Raw genomic sequence first — 14,780 nt, forward strand, 5'->3', positions numbered from 1 at the left:
GGCCTGGCTTCGCAAGAAGCCAGGCCGCGCGGTTCGCGGCTTGTAGCTTGTAGCTGATAAGGAATCTTTTATGACCCAGAAATTCGACGTAGTGGTAATCGGTGCAGGCCCAGGCGGCTATGTGGCTGCCATCAAGGCTGCCCAACTTGGTCTGAAGACTGCCTGTATCGAGAAGTACACCGACGCCGAGGGCAAACTGGCCCTGGGCGGCACCTGCCTGAACGTAGGTTGCATTCCTTCCAAGGCGCTGCTGGACAGCTCCTGGAAGTACAAGGAAGCCAAAGAGAGCTTCAACGTCCACGGTATCTCCACGGGCGAAGTGAAGATGGACGTCGCCGCGATGGTTGGCCGCAAGGCCGGCATCGTCAAGAACCTGACCGGTGGCGTTGCCACCCTGTTCAAGGCCAACGGCGTCACTTCGATCCAGGGCCACGGCAAGCTGCTGGCCGGCAAGAAAGTCGAAGTCACCAAGGCTGACGGCACCACCGAAGTCATCGAAGCCGAGAACGTGATCCTGGCTTCCGGCTCGCGCCCGATCGACATTCCGCCGGCCCCGGTCGACCAGAACGTCATCGTCGACTCCACCGGCGCCCTGGAATTCCAGGCCGTACCGAAGCGCCTGGGCGTTATCGGTGCAGGCGTGATCGGCCTGGAGCTGGGTTCGGTATGGGCTCGCCTGGGTGCTGAAGTGACCGTCCTGGAAGCCCTGGACACCTTCCTGATGGCTGCCGACACCGCCGTGTCGAAAGAAGCCCAGAAGACCCTGACCAAGCAAGGCCTGGACATCAAGCTGGGCGCTCGCGTCACCGGCTCGAAAGTCAACGGCAATGAAGTCGAAGTGACCTACACCAACGCCGAAGGCGAGCAGAAGATCACCTTCGACAAGCTGATTGTTGCAGTCGGCCGTCGCCCGGTGACCACCGATCTGCTGGCTTCCGACAGCGGCGTGACCATCGACGAGCGTGGCTACATCTTCGTCGACGATTACTGCGCCACCAGCGTTCCGGGCGTGTACGCCATCGGTGACGTGGTACGCGGTATGATGCTGGCCCACAAGGCTTCGGAAGAGGGCATCATGGTCGTCGAGCGCATCAAGGGCCACAAGGCCCAGATGAACTACGACCTGATCCCGTCGGTCATCTACACCCACCCGGAAATCGCGTGGGTCGGCAAGACCGAACAGGCCTTGAAGGCCGAGGGCGTTGAGGTTAACGTGGGCACCTTCCCGTTCGCGGCCAGCGGCCGTGCGATGGCTGCCAACGACACCGGTGGTTTCGTCAAGGTCATCGCCGATGCCAAGACCGACCGCGTTCTGGGTGTTCACGTGATTGGCCCATCGGCTGCCGAACTGGTGCAGCAGGGCGCAATCGCAATGGAATTCGGCACCAGTGCCGAGGATCTGGGCATGATGGTCTTCAGCCATCCAACCCTGTCCGAAGCGTTGCATGAAGCAGCGCTGGCGGTGAATGGCGGCGCCATTCACGTGGCCAACCGTAAGAAGCGTTAATTATAAGAAACCACGGCGGGCTGCCCGTCGTGAGTCTTGCGTGCATGACTCACCGCGGAAAGTCCGCCGGACCGGATCACACGGGAAACCCGGGGTCAACGGTCACAGGTGGTGCGGCGCCACTGATGGCGCAGCGCCGAAGCGCAGTACCTAACGAAGACGGTAAAAAGCATGAATCTTCACGAGTATCAGGGTAAGCAGCTGTTCGCTGAGTACGGCCTGCCAGTTTCCAAGGGTTTCGCAGTCGACACCCCTGAGCAAGCTGCAGAAGCCTGCGACAAGATCGGCGGGAACGAGTGGGTTGTAAAAGCCCAGGTTCACGCGGGTGGTCGCGGTAAAGCGGGCGGCGTAAAGCTGGTTCGCAGCAAGGAAGACGCCAAGGCGTTCGCTGCACAGTGGTTGGGCAAGAATCTGGTTACCTACCAGACCGATGCCAACGGTCAACCCGTCTCCAAGATTCTGGTCGAATCCTGCACTGACATCGCCAAAGAGCTGTACCTGGGCGCTGTAGTCGATCGTTCGAGCCGCCGTATCGTGTTCATGGCTTCCACCGAAGGTGGCGTGGACATCGAGAAAGTCGCTCACGAAACGCCTGAGAAAATCCTCAAGGCCACCATCGACCCACTGGTCGGCGCTCAGCCGTTCCAGGGTCGCGAGCTGGCTTTCCAGCTGGGCCTGGAAGGCAAGCAAGTTCAACAGTTCGCCAAGATCTTCGTTGGCCTGGCCAAGCTGTTCAAGGATCATGACCTGGCGCTGCTGGAAGTGAACCCGCTGGTGATCAAGGCCGATGGCGACCTGCACTGCCTCGATGCCAAGATCAACATCGACGCCAACGCCATGTACCGTCAGCCGAAGCTGAAAACCTTCCACGACCCGTCGCAGGACGACGCCCGTGAAGCCCACGCTGCCAAGTTCGAACTGAACTACGTTGCCCTTGAAGGCAACATCGGCTGCATGGTCAACGGTGCCGGCCTGGCCATGGGTACCATGGACATCGTCAACCTGCACGGCGGCAAGCCGGCCAACTTCCTCGACGTTGGCGGTGGTGCTACCAAAGAGCGCGTTACCGAAGCGTTCAAGATCATTCTGTCCGACAGCAATGTCGCGGCCGTTCTGGTCAACATCTTCGGCGGCATCGTTCGCTGCGACATGATTGCCGAAGGCATCATCGGTGCAGTGAAAGAAGTTGGCGTTAAAGTTCCGGTCGTCGTTCGCCTCGAAGGCAACAACGCCGAACTGGGCGCTAAAGTACTGGCAGAAAGCGGTTTGAACATCATTGCGGCAACCAGCCTGACCGACGCTGCTCAACAAGTTGTCAAAGCTGCGGAGGGCAAGTAATGAGCGTCCTGATCAATAAAGATACCAAAGTCATCTGCCAGGGCTTCACCGGCTCGCAGGGTACTTTCCACTCCGAACAGGCCATTGCCTACGGCACCAAGATGGTCGGCGGCGTAACCCCAGGCAAGGGTGGCACCACCCACCTGGGCCTGCCGGTGTTCAACACCGTCAAGGAAGCCGTGGAAGCGACCGGCGCTGACGCTTCGGTCATCTACGTACCGGCTCCGTTCTGCAAAGACTCGATCCTGGAAGCTGCCTTTGGCGGCATCAAGCTGATCGTCTGCATCACCGAAGGCATTCCTACCCTGGACATGCTGGATGCCAAGGTCAAGTGCGACGAGCTGGGCGTGACCCTGATCGGCCCTAACTGCCCAGGTGTCATCACCCCGGGCGAGTGCAAGATCGGCATCATGCCAGGCCACATCCACTTGCCAGGCAAGGTCGGTATCGTTTCGCGTTCCGGCACTCTGACCTACGAAGCTGTGAAGCAGACTACCGACGCCGGCTTCGGCCAGTCGACCTGCGTCGGCATCGGCGGTGACCCAATCCCGGGCTCCAACTTCATCGACATCCTGAAGCTGTTCCAGGAAGACCCGAAGACCGAAGCGATCGTCATGATCGGTGAGATCGGCGGTTCGGCTGAAGAAGAAGCTGCGGCCTACATCAAGGCCCACGTCACCAAGCCTGTCGTTTCCTACATCGCCGGTGTTACTGCACCTGCGGGCAAGCGCATGGGCCACGCTGGCGCCATCATCTCCGGCGGCAAGGGCACTGCGGACGAGAAGTTCGCCGCCCTGCAGGACGCGGGTGTGAAAACCGTGCGTTCCCTGGCTGACATCGGCAAGGCCCTGGCCGAGCTGACTGGCTGGGAAGCCAAGAAGTAATACTGCTACACCCCCCACGCGCACAGAGGCCACCTTCGGGTGGCCTTTGTCGTATGTGGGGTTCGTAGGAGCGGGTTTACCCGCGAAGAGGCCGGTGCTGGCAATAGAGATTCTTCGATAGGTTTGATAGGAATTTTCACGCAGACGAATGTTTCAATCCGAGGATAATACCTGCCGTCCTCGGTCACACAGACGACAAACATGTACGCACATCGGACAAGCAGCACTGTGCCAGTGCGTTTGACTGACAAACCAGTTACATTACGCGTTCACTCTGTGCCCGTACCCCAAAAGGGAACGACACGCTAAACGGGTCTGGCCTATCAAGCCGGGCAGCATTTCCCCTTACCCAAAGGGAAATCCCCTCTCGAATCCCGATTTCAGCAGTGTGGTACTACCTTAAATGAAAGTTCTCAAAGGCCAGGATATCCTGGCGCTTGGCTTTATGACGTTTGCGCTTTTCGTGGGTGCAGGCAATATCATCTTCCCGCCTATCGTCGGCCTGCAGTCTGGCCCGCACGTATGGATGGCGGCCCTGGGCTTCCTGGTCACTGCCGTGGGCCTGCCGGTCATCACGGTGGTCGCCCTGGCCAAGGTCGGTGGCGGCATGGATGCACTGAGCAGCCCGATCGGCAAGTTCTTCGGCGGCCTGCTGGCAGCCGTGTGCTACCTGTCGGTCGGCCCATTGTTCGCCACCCCGCGTACGGCCACCGTGTCGTTCGAAGTGGGCGTTGCACCGCTGACCGGTGAAAGCCCGCTGGCGCTGTTCATCTACAGCCTGGTGTACTTCATCGTCGTGCTGGCCGTGTCCATGTACCCTGGCAAGTTGCTCGACACCGTGGGCCGCTTCCTGGCACCGTTGAAGATCATTGCCCTGGCCGTACTGGGCATCGCTGCCTTCGCGCTGCCCGCCGGTAGCATTGGTGACGCACAGCCTGCCTATGCTGCCGCTGCGTTCTCCAAGGGCTTCTCTGATGGCTACCTGACCATGGATACCCTGGGTGCCCTTGTGTTCGGTATCGTCATTGTCAATGCCATTCGCTCGCGCGGTGTCGAGTCGCCGAGGCTGATTACCCGCTACGCCATCATCGCCGGCCTGATCGCCGGTGTCGGGCTGGCCCTGGTCTACATCAGCCTGTTCCGCCTGGGTGCCACCAGCCACGACATCGCGGCTGACGCCACCAACGGTGCGGCGGTGCTGCATGCCTACGTACAGCATACCTTCGGCTCCCTGGGCAGCGGCTTCCTGGCCGTGCTGATCGCGCTGGCCTGCCTGGTGACCGCGGTTGGCCTGACCTGTGCCTGCGCCGAGTACTTCAGCCAGATCCTGCCGCTGTCGTACCGCGCGCTGGTGGTGATCCTCGCCGGCTTCTCGCTGCTGATTTCCAACCTTGGCCTGACCAAGCTGATCATGTTCTCGATCCCGGTGCTCACCGCCATTTATCCGCCGTGCATCGTGGTGGTTGGCCTGAGCTTCGTGAAAGACCTGTGGAACTCGCCAACGCGCATCCTGGCACCCGTGATGCTGGTATCGCTGTTGTTCGGCATGGTCGATGCGATCAAGGGCAGCAGCCTTGCCCACGTGTTGCCAGACTTCATGGCGCACCTGCCATTGAGTGATGCCGGCATGGCCTGGCTGGTACCTTCGGTGGTGACCCTGGTGGGTGCCGTGGCCTGCGACCGCATGCTCGGCAAGCCGCGCGAGGCGCTGGCCTGACCGGACAAGTGGAAGCCTGAGGGCGGCACCGGCCACAAGCCGAAGGGTGCCCGCCAAGGGTGAAAACAAGAGAGCCCCGTCTCCGAAAGGATGCGGGGCTTTTTGCTGTTTGCCTGTTTCGGCCGCTTCGCAGCAGGTAATGCATTTTTCAGTGTGCAGGTGTGCCTTTTGCCGCTTGCCAGCGTCGAAATCCGGTCCCTATCCTTTAGGCACATGGCCCTTTCGGTAACCCTGCATGAACTTCATCCAAAGCAACCTCAACAACCTGCTGGCCATCGCCTGGTTCGCCCTGTGCTGGGGTGGCTATACCCGCTATGCGATCTGGAAGGGGCGCGACACCGCGTGCCTGGCCAGCGTGCTGCACTTGTACCGCGAAGACTGGATGCGCCGCATGCTGCTGCGCGACAACCGCATCGCCGATGCCAGCGTGATCGGTAACCTGGAGCGCAACGCTTCGTTCTTCGCCTCCAGCACCCTGATCATTCTGGCTGGCATCCTCACCGTGCTCGGTGCCTCCGACCGGGCACTGTCATTGCTGGCCGACCTGCCGCTGGTTCAGCAAACATCCCAGGGCATGTCGGAGATCAAGCTGCTGTGCCTGGCCATGGTATTTGTCTATGCCTTCTTCACGTTCAGCTGGTGCATGCGCCAATACAACTTTGCCGCCGTGCTGGTGGGCTCGGCGCCGATGATCGGCGAACGGCTGGTCAATGAGCTGGAGCGCAAGGCGTTCGCCTCCCGCGCGGCACGGGTATTGTCGTTGGCGGCTAACCAGTTCAACCTGGGGCTGCGTTCGTATTACTTCGGCATGGCCATGTTGAGCTGGTTTATCAGCCCATGGTTGTTCATGGCGATGAGTGTGGGAGTAGTGCTGATTCTGTACCGTCGAGAGTTCCATTCGGATGTACTCGATGTGATGGTGTTCACACCGACCGAAAGTGTACTGTCGGAGCCGGCCAAGGAAAGCTCGGTTGTTTCCAACTGAAACGATTAATCGAAAGTTCGCAGGCACAAAAAAACCCGACATCGTCGGGTTTTTTTGTTTTAGCCAATTACTGCTTGGCAGGTTCTGCCGGTGTAGTAGGAGCCGGAGTAGCCGGAGCGGCTTCTTCGGCAGCCTTCTGCTCGGCTTCGGCCTGATCTTTGGCAGCTTCGGCGTTTTCCTCGGCGGCTTCGTTCATCTTATCCTGAGCTTCACCCATTTTTTCCTGGGCTTGCTCGGCGTGTTGCTGTGCGTCCTGGGCTTTGTCTTCGCTCGCTTTATCGCAAGCAGCCAGGCCCATGGCAGCGGCCAGCATCAGAGCAAAAGCAAAAGGTTTACGCATGGGGGTGTTTCTCCTTGGTGGAATAAGTGACTTGTTCCTTCGAGTACAACTACGCGGAATAAGTTCAACGAAGATTACAGATATATAACGTCCCGTTCTACATGGACTTTTTAACGAATTTATGCCGCTGCCCTGCGGCCGATGGGAACAGCCGATGAGCGATTCAACCTTGATGGCAATGGCCGAGCGCTTTCTCTCGGCGTTAAAACATTGTCAGCTGTTGCAGATGCGCGTGGCGCAGGCTGATGGCGATGGCATGACCCTGGTCCTGCCGTGGTCGCCGGCGATTGTCGGCAACCCGCAAACCGGTGCCGTGCACGGCGGTGCGCTGACCACGCTGATGGACACCACCTGTGGCATGGCCACATTGTGTGTGCTGCCGCGCTTCGAAGTGTGCCCGACGTTGGACCTGCGTATCGACTACATGCACCCGGCTGAGGCCGGCAAGGACATCTATGGCCACGCCCAGTGCTACCGTGTTACCCGCGACGTGATCTTCACCCGTGGCACCGCCTACCAGGACGACCCCGACCAGCCCATCTGCCAGGTGGTGGGCACGTTCATGCGCCTGGGCCAGGAAATCAAGGGCGGCATCCGTTTCGGCGACAGTCTGAAGGAGGGCAAGGCATGATTCCGCACGCGGTACGCCAGCAGCTCAACGCCGCCCATGCGGTGGGCGACTATCGACCGTTGCTGGCGCTGATTCCCTATGCCGGGCTGATCGGCATCGAATGCGAGCGTCAGGGCGATGACGTGTTGTTCCGCCTGCCGGCCAGCCCGGACAATATCGGCAACCCACTGCTACCGGCCATCCATGGCGGCGTGATCGCCGGCTTCATGGAGCTGTCGGCAGCGCTGTACCTGCTGATCTACAGCGAGAGCGCAAGCATTCCGAAGATCATCGACTTTTCCATCGACTACCTGCGCGCCGGGCATTTTCGCGATACCTACGCCCAGTGCCAGCTGTGGCGCCAGGGTCGGCGGGTGACCAACGTGGCCATCACCGCCTGGCAGGGCGACAGGCAGTCGCCGATTGCCACGGCCCGTGCGCATTTCAAGATCGAACCGGAAAAGCCCTTGAAATCATCCGGGCAGCCCCCATCTGCATGACATCCGCCGTTAACGCTGGCCGAACCGGCCGCCAGGCGCCAACGCCATCAGATCGGAGTTTCGAAGACCATGACTGTGGAAACACAAAAGGAAACGCTGGGCTTCCAGACCGAGGTGAAGCAACTGCTGCACCTCATGATTCACTCGCTGTACTCGAACAAGGAAATCTTCCTGCGGGAGCTGATTTCCAACGCTTCCGACGCCGCCGACAAGCTGCGTTTCGAAGCCCTGGCCAAGCCAGAGCTGTTCGAGGGCGATGCTGACCTGAAGATTCGCCTGAGCTTCGACAAGGACGCCGGTACCGTGACCCTCGAGGACAACGGCATCGGCATGAGCCGCGAAGACGTCATTGCCCACCTGGGCACCATCGCCAAGTCCGGTACTGCCGACTTCATGAAGAACCTCACCGGTGACCAGAAGAAGGACTCGCACCTGATCGGTCAGTTCGGCGTGGGCTTCTACTCCGCGTTCATCGTTGCCGACAAGGTCGACGTGTACAGCCGCCGTGCCGGCCAGCCAGCGGCCGAAGGTGTGCACTGGTCGTCGAAAGGCGAGGGCGAATTCGAAGTCGCCACCATCGACAAACCACAGCGCGGTACCCGTATCGTCCTGCACCTGAAGAAGGACGAGCAGGAGTTCGCCGATGGCTGGCGCCTGCGCAACGTGGTCAAGAAATACTCCGACCACATCGCCCTGCCGATTCAACTGCCGAAAGAGCAGGCCGCCACCGAAGGTGAAGAGCAGCCGGCCGAAGAGTGGGAAACCGTCAACCGCGCCAGCGCCCTGTGGACCCGTTCGCGCACCGAAGTGAAGGACGAGGAGTACCAGGAGTTCTACAAGCACATCGGCCATGACTTCGAAAACCCGCTGGCCTGGAGCCACAACAAGGTCGAAGGCAAGCTCGAATACAACTCGCTGCTGTACGTGCCGGCCCGTGCGCCGTTCGACCTGTACCAGCGCGAAGCGCCGCGCGGCCTGAAGCTGTACGTGCAGCGTGTGTTCATCATGGACCAGGCCGAGTCGTTCCTGCCGCTGTACCTGCGCTTCATCAAGGGTGTGGTTGATTCCAATGACCTGTCGCTGAACGTGTCGCGTGAAATCCTGCAGAAAGACCCGATCATCGATTCGATGAAGACCGCGCTGACCAAGCGTGTGCTGGACATGCTGGAGAAGCTGGCGAAGAACGAACCCGAGAAATACAAGGGCTTCTGGAAAAACTTCGGTCAGGTGCTGAAAGAGGGCCCGGCCGAAGACTTCGCCAACAAGGAGAAAATCGCCGGTCTGCTGCGCTTTGCGTCCACCCAGGACGACAGCGGCGAGCAGAGCGTCGCCCTGGCCGACTACCTGGCCCGCGCCAAGGAAGGTCAGGACAAGATCTACTATCTCACCGGCGAGTCGTACGCGCAGGTCAAGAACAGCCCGCACCTGGAAGTCTTCCGCAAGAAAGGCATCGAAGTGCTGCTGCTCACTGATCGCATCGACGAGTGGCTGATGAGCTACCTCAACGAATTCGACGGCAAGGCCTTTGTCGATATTGCCCGTGGCGACCTGGACCTGGGCAAGCTGGATTCGGAAGAAGACAAGAAAGCCCAGGAAGAAGTCGCCAAGGACAAGGAAGGTTTGGTCGAGCGACTGAAAGGTGCGCTGGGTGACAGCGTGGCCGAAGTGCGCGTCTCGCACCGCCTGACCGACTCGCCGGCGATCCTGGCCATTGGCGAGCAGGACCTGGGCCTGCAGATGCGCCAGATCCTGGAAGCCAGCGGGCAGAAAGTGCCGGAGTCCAAGCCGATCTTCGAGTTCAACCCGAGCCACCCGCTGATCGAGAAGCTGGATCACGAGCAGAGCGAAGACCGTTTCGCCGAGCTGTCGCACATCCTGTTCGATCAGGCGGCCCTGGCGGCCGGTGACAGCCTGAAGGACCCGGCGGCTTACGTTCGTCGCCTGAACAAGCTACTGGTCGAGCTGTCTGCTTGAGTTGATGCACAGCAAAGCCCGCTTCGGCGGGCTTTTTTATGACGAGTGCCAAAGGAGTGCTTGATGAGCAAAGTAATCGTCGAATCGCTGGTTTATCACCTGTCTGGCAAGACCTACGAAAGCCGTTTGGTCTATGAGCCGGGTGCGCTGGGCCGCCCAGGGCTGGTGATGGCGCCGAACTGGATGGGCATTGGTGAAGGTGCCGAGCGCATTGCCAAGGAAGTGGCCGAGAAGGGCTATGTGGTGCTGATCGCCGACCTGTACGGGCAATCGGTGCGCCCGTCCAATGCCGATGAGGCAGGCGTGGCGATGATGCCGCTGAAGAATGACCGTGGCGAACTGCGCAAGCGCATGCAGGAGGCCTTGGCGCAATTGCTGGGGCAGTCGAAGGCGTTGCTGGAGCCTGGCAAGGTGGCCACCTTCGGCTTCTGCTTCGGTGGCTGCTGTGCCTTGGAACTGGCCCGTAGCGGCGCCGACCTGCGTGCGGCCGTGTCGTTCCACGGCACCCTGGACACGCCGAATCCTGAAGATGCCAAGCGCATCAAGGGCTCGGTGCTGGTGTTGCATGGTGCCTCCGATCCATTGGTGCCTAAAGAGCAGCTGCCGGCATTCGAAGACGAGATGAACGCGGCCAAGGTGGACTGGCAGTTGCTCAGTTACGGCGGCGCGGTGCACTCGTTTACCGACCCGAATGCCAATATGCCGGGCAAGATGCAGTATGACCGGCGCACTTCCGAGCGAGCGTTTCGTTCGATGCATAATCTGCTGAGTGAAGTGTTCCAGCGTTGAGATTGCAGGGGGCTGCTTTGCAGCCCTTCGCGGGTGAACCCGCTCCTACGCGACGGTGGACTGCGCCCAACCGCCGACCTGTGCCCATCCCCGATCACCGAGGTAACTCGATCCTCGAATGTTCCCCCGGCACCACCGGCCAATCCCCCGCAGCCCACCTGGCCCGGGCCCGCTCGATCAGTTCCGGGTCGCTGGCCACGAAATTCCAGTTCATCCGACGCGGCCCATCCAGCGGTGCGCCGCCAATCAGTACCAATTGGCATTCACCCTCCGCATACAACGTCACCTCTTCCCCTTCCGGCAGTACCACCAGGCTGCACGGCTCCACGTCTTCATCGTTCATCATCAACTCACCATCGAGTACGTACAGCGCTCGCTGCACATGCTCGGTCGGTACCAGCAAGGTGGTCGCCGGTTGCATCCGGACATGCGCATAAAGGGTAGGGGACAGCACCGGCACCGGTGACGCCAGGCAGAACCCGCTGCCAGCAATCATGCAGATACGCACACCCAGGCTGTCACTGACGGGCAAGCTCGCGGCGGGGTGATGGCTGTAGCTTGCCGGGCCTTGCTCAAACTCGCGTGGCGATGCCAGCCATACCTGCAGCCCATGCAGGCGTGAACCATGGGCCAGGGCATCTTCCGGGGTGCGCTCGACATGGGCGATGCCGCTGCCTGCGGTCATCCAGCTGACATCACCGGGCAGCACCCGCTGCGCCGAGCCGAGGCTGTCCTTGTGCAGGATTGCACCTTCGAACAGGTAGGTCAGCGTCGACAAGCCGATATGCGGATGCTGGCGGATGTCCATGCCATGCCCCGGGGCATAGTCTGTTTCGAGCATGTGGTCGAAGAACACGAACGGGCCGACGCTGCGGCACTGGGCTGACGGCAGCGGGCGCAGGATCGGCTGGCCCTCGACCGTCTCGGCTCGGGGGTGGATGACCAGTGGGCTGCTCATGGGGAAGGCTCCAGGCACGGTGGAAGTGCCTCAAGCATAGCGGTTTGCCCGCCGTGGCTGAACCGTCTTGGCGGCCGCCTGGTCTACTGGGTTCGTACTTGCATGAGGAGGATGACCATGACCGCCAGAGCGCTGGCTTGTGTGCTGTTGTTCGGCTGGCTGTGCCAGGCGGCCCAGGCGCGCGAGTACCGCTACAGTGATGCCCATCTGCACTACGTGGACTTCTTCCAGGAAAGTGAAGGCATGCCGGCGCTGATCAAGGCCATGGATGCTGCAGGGGTTGAGCAGTCGATGATTTCAGGCATACCGGTGGCCAAGAAATGGCACGAAGACGAACCCAAGCGCCCGCGCTACTACGCCGGTGATGACGCTGATGCCTACTGGTACAGCGCCACTGATACTTACGTGGCGGCGGCGCTGCAGCAATTGCCAAGTGATCAGCGCAAGCGCTTCCACCCGTTCCTCAGCGGTTTCAACCCGGTGGACAAGAATGCGGTCAGCCATATCGAGCGCATGCTCGATTTGTACCCGGGCCTTTGGCAGGGCATCGGCGAGGTGTTCACCCGACATGATGACCTGACAGCGCTGACCAGTGGCGACACGCCACGTGCCAATAATGAGGCCATGACGCGTATCTACCATCTGGCGGCCGAGCGCGACCTGCCTGTGCTGCTGCATTCCAACATCACCTCCAAGCGCGAGCGCAACCCGCTGTACCTGGCGGAGATCGAAGAGCCGCTGCGCAATCACCCGCATACGCGATTCATCTGGGCGCACGCGGGCAGCAGCATGGAGATACACCGCCACCAGACGCAGATGGACTTTCTACTGCCGGTGCTGACGCGATTGTTGGAGGACTACCCGAACCTGTATGTCGATTTGTCGTGGAGTGTGCTGCAACCGTATTTGCTGGATGAGCAGGGCGCGCCGCGCAAGGAATGGCTGGCGCTGGTCGAGAAGTACCCGGAGCGGTTCATGCTGGGGTCGGATGTGGTGGGGCGGTTTGGCAGCCTGGGGGAGCAGATGCACGGGTTCAAGCCGTTTCTGGATGCCTTGCCGGAGTCGGTGGCGCACAAGGTGGCCCGGGAGAATTTTCTGGCGGTGTTGCCCAAGGCGCGCCATTAGCCTGCAATGGCCACAAGCACTGCAAATGACCTGTGTAGGAGCGGGTTTACCCGCGAAGAGGCCAGCACAGGCAACCCAAACAAAAACGCCCCGAACCAGTCGGGGCGTTTTCATTTACAGCAGCAGCGTCTTACTTGCCTTCCCAGCGCTTGAGCACCAGGGTGGCGTTGGTGCCGCCGAAGCCGAAGCTGTTGCTCATGACCGTGTCGATCTTGGCGTTTTCTTCGGTTTTACGCAGGATTGGCAAGTCGGCGACTTCCGCGTCCAGCTCGTCGATGTTGGCAGAGCCGGCGATGAAGTTGTTTTCCATCATCAGCAGGCAGTAGATCGCCTCGTGCACGCCGGCAGCGCCCAGCGAGTGACCCGACAGGCTTTTGGTAGAGCTGATCTTCGGAGCCTTGTCGCCGAACACGGCACGCACGCCCTTGATCTCGGCCACGTCACCGACCGGAGTCGAGGTACCGTGGGTGTTCAGGTAGTCGATCGGGGTGTCGACAGTGGAGAGCGCCTGCTGCATGCAGCGGATGGCGCCTTCGCCGCTCGGTGCAACCATGTCGTAGCCGTCGGAAGTGGCACCGTAGCCAACGATTTCGGCGTAGATCTTGGCGCCGCGGGCCAGGGCGTGTTCCAGTTCCTCGACCACGACCATGCCGCCACCGCCAGCGATGACGAAGCCATCACGGTCAGCGTCGTAGGCGCGCGAGGCCAGTTCCGGGGTTTCGTTGCGCTTGGTCGACAGGGCGCCCATGGCATCGAACAGGAACGACTGGCTCCAGTGCTCTTCTTCACCGCCACCGGCGAAGACGATGTCCTGCTTGCCCCACTGGATCTGCTCCAGTGCGGTACCGATGCAGTGAGCCGAGGTGGCGCAGGCCGACGAGATCGAGTAGTTGATGCCCTTGATCTTGAACGGGGTGGCCAGGCATGCCGACACGGTGCTGCCCATGGTGCGGGTAACGCGGTATGGGCCGACGCGCTTGACGCCTTTCTCACGCAGGGTGTCCAGCGCTTCCATCTGGTTCAGGGTCGAGGCGCCGCCGGAACCCGCCACCAGGCCGGTACGCGGGTTGGAAACCTGCTCTTCGGTCAGGCCAGCGTCCTTGATCGCGTCCTGCATGGCCAGGTAGGCGTAGGCAGCCGCATGGCCGACGAAGCGGTAAACCTTGCGGTCGATCAGTTCTTCGAGGTTGAGGTCGATGGACCCGGAAACCTGGCTACGCAGCCCCATTTCCTTGTATTCCGGGTTGAAACGGATACCCGGACGGCTGTTGCGCAGGTTTTCGGTGACGGTAGCTTTGTCATTGCCCAGGCACGATACGATGCCCAGACCAGTGATAACGACGCGGCGCATGCGAATAACCCTTAGAAATTGTCAGTGGAGGTGAACACGCCGACCCGCAGGCCTTCGGCAGTGTAGATCTCGCGGCCGTCGACGCTGACCGAACCATCGGCGATGGCCATGTTCAGCTTGCCCTTCAGGACGCGCTTGATGTGAATGTTGTACGTGACTTTCTTGGCTTCAGGCAGTACCTGGCCAAAGAATTTCACCTCGCCCGAACCCAGGGCGCGGCCACGGCCCGGCAGGCCCTGCCAGCCGAGGAAGAAGCCAACCAGCTGCCACATGGCGTCGAGGCCCAGGCAGCCCGGCATTACCGGATCGCCTTCGAAATGGCAGGCGAAGAACCACAGGTCCGGGTTGATATCCAGCTCGGCGACCAATTCACCTTTGCCGTACTTGCCGCCTTCTTCGCTGATATGGGTGATGCGATCGACCATCAGCATGTTCGGCGCGGGCAGTTGCGCATTACCTGGGCCGAACAGCTCACCGCGACTGCAGCGCAGCAGGTCTTCCCGAGTAAAGGCGTGTTGTTTGGTCATGCGAGCTCCTCAATAACCCCCTGCGGCAGGGGATGAATCTTCCCGGCCGGCCCGAAAACCAAGCGCTTCGAGACGGCAGCCTACAGGTAGACTATTGCGTTGTGGTGAAAGTCACAGCGCACCTGGCGAAAGAAGTACAGGTGTGCACTGAAACGTCTATTTTCAGGTCCGATGA

The 14,780-nt window shown here is 60.7% G+C and carries 14 protein-coding genes; 10 read left to right on the plus strand and 4 right to left on the minus strand.

Annotation, left to right across the window (positions count from 1 at the left end; genetic code table 11):
• Positions 1-70: 70 nt before the first annotated feature.
• From lpdA to LU682_RS09195, 5 genes are all read left to right on the plus strand, one after another.
• Positions 71-1,507 carry a dihydrolipoyl dehydrogenase gene (gene lpdA, locus LU682_RS09175; protein WP_010954949.1) on the plus strand — a complete coding sequence of 479 codons (1,437 nt, stop codon included), beginning with the start codon at positions 71-73 and terminating at the stop codon, positions 1,505-1,507.
• 171 nt (positions 1,508-1,678) lie between these two features.
• Positions 1,679-2,845, plus strand: coding sequence for an ADP-forming succinate--CoA ligase subunit beta (gene sucC / locus LU682_RS09180; RefSeq protein ID WP_003254205.1), 1,167 nt, complete (start codon positions 1,679-1,681; stop codon positions 2,843-2,845).
• Positions 2,845-3,729 carry a succinate--CoA ligase subunit alpha gene (gene sucD / locus LU682_RS09185; protein ID WP_003254203.1) on the plus strand — a complete coding sequence of 295 codons (885 nt, stop codon included), beginning with the start codon at positions 2,845-2,847 and terminating at the stop codon, positions 3,727-3,729. Before sucC ends, sucD begins: the two co-directional genes overlap by 1 nt.
• 403 nt (positions 3,730-4,132) lie before the next feature.
• Positions 4,133-5,446: a branched-chain amino acid transport system II carrier protein gene (gene brnQ, locus LU682_RS09190; RefSeq protein WP_010954948.1), complete on the plus strand. Its 1,314-nt coding sequence runs from the start codon at positions 4,133-4,135 to the stop codon at positions 5,444-5,446.
• 235 nt (positions 5,447-5,681) lie between these two features.
• On the plus strand, positions 5,682-6,431 hold the full coding sequence (locus LU682_RS09195; RefSeq protein WP_010954947.1) for a DUF599 domain-containing protein: 750 nt from the start codon (positions 5,682-5,684) through the stop codon (positions 6,429-6,431).
• A gap of 67 nt (positions 6,432-6,498) precedes the next feature.
• Here the strand turns inward: LU682_RS09195 and LU682_RS09200 are convergent, their stop codons facing one another.
• Complete coding sequence (locus LU682_RS09200; protein ID WP_019437947.1) at positions 6,499-6,771, minus strand: hypothetical protein; 273 nt, start codon at positions 6,769-6,771, stop codon at positions 6,499-6,501.
• A gap of 154 nt (positions 6,772-6,925) precedes the next feature.
• On the opposite strand from LU682_RS09200, the gene LU682_RS09205 reads away from it, so the two are divergent.
• The 4 genes from LU682_RS09205 (at position 6,926) to LU682_RS09220 (ending at position 10,644) form a co-directional block, all read left to right on the plus strand.
• The gene (locus tag LU682_RS09205) at positions 6,926-7,402 is read left to right on the plus strand and encodes a PaaI family thioesterase (RefSeq protein ID WP_060489316.1); all 477 of its coding nucleotides are present in this window, start codon (positions 6,926-6,928) and stop codon (positions 7,400-7,402) included.
• Positions 7,399-7,881: a PaaI family thioesterase gene (locus tag LU682_RS09210; protein ID WP_003251519.1), complete on the plus strand. Its 483-nt coding sequence runs from the start codon at positions 7,399-7,401 to the stop codon at positions 7,879-7,881. The genes LU682_RS09205 and LU682_RS09210 overlap by 4 nt, the downstream gene beginning before the upstream one ends.
• A 69-nt stretch (positions 7,882-7,950) precedes the next feature.
• Positions 7,951-9,855: a molecular chaperone HtpG gene (gene htpG, locus LU682_RS09215; RefSeq protein WP_010954944.1), complete on the plus strand. Its 1,905-nt coding sequence runs from the start codon at positions 7,951-7,953 to the stop codon at positions 9,853-9,855.
• Between the two features lie 63 nt (positions 9,856-9,918).
• Positions 9,919-10,644: a dienelactone hydrolase family protein gene (locus tag LU682_RS09220; RefSeq protein WP_010954943.1), complete on the plus strand. Its 726-nt coding sequence runs from the start codon at positions 9,919-9,921 to the stop codon at positions 10,642-10,644.
• 94 nt (positions 10,645-10,738) lie between these two features.
• On the opposite strand, the gene LU682_RS09225 is transcribed toward LU682_RS09220, so the two are convergent.
• Positions 10,739-11,602 (minus strand): pirin family protein, encoded by an 864-nt coding sequence (locus LU682_RS09225; RefSeq protein WP_049588220.1) that lies wholly within the window; start codon positions 11,600-11,602, stop codon positions 10,739-10,741.
• Positions 11,603-11,719: 117 nt separating this feature from the next.
• On the opposite strand from LU682_RS09225, the gene LU682_RS09230 reads away from it, so the two are divergent.
• Positions 11,720-12,727 carry an amidohydrolase family protein gene (locus LU682_RS09230; RefSeq protein WP_060489298.1) on the plus strand — a complete coding sequence of 336 codons (1,008 nt, stop codon included), beginning with the start codon at positions 11,720-11,722 and terminating at the stop codon, positions 12,725-12,727.
• Between the two features lie 130 nt (positions 12,728-12,857).
• Here the strand turns inward: LU682_RS09230 and fabB are convergent, their stop codons facing one another.
• Entirely contained in the window at positions 12,858-14,078 is a 1,221-nt protein-coding gene (gene fabB, locus LU682_RS09235; RefSeq protein ID WP_010954940.1) for a beta-ketoacyl-ACP synthase I, read from the minus strand.
• Positions 14,079-14,089: 11 nt separating this feature from the next.
• Complete coding sequence (fabA, locus tag LU682_RS09240) at positions 14,090-14,605, minus strand: 3-hydroxyacyl-[acyl-carrier-protein] dehydratase FabA (protein WP_003251509.1); 516 nt, start codon at positions 14,603-14,605, stop codon at positions 14,090-14,092.
• Positions 14,606-14,780: the final 175 nt, after the last annotated feature.

It is taken from the genome of Pseudomonas alloputida (genome assembly GCF_021283545.2).
Taxonomy (GTDB): Bacteria; Pseudomonadota; Gammaproteobacteria; order Pseudomonadales; family Pseudomonadaceae; genus Aquipseudomonas; species Aquipseudomonas alloputida.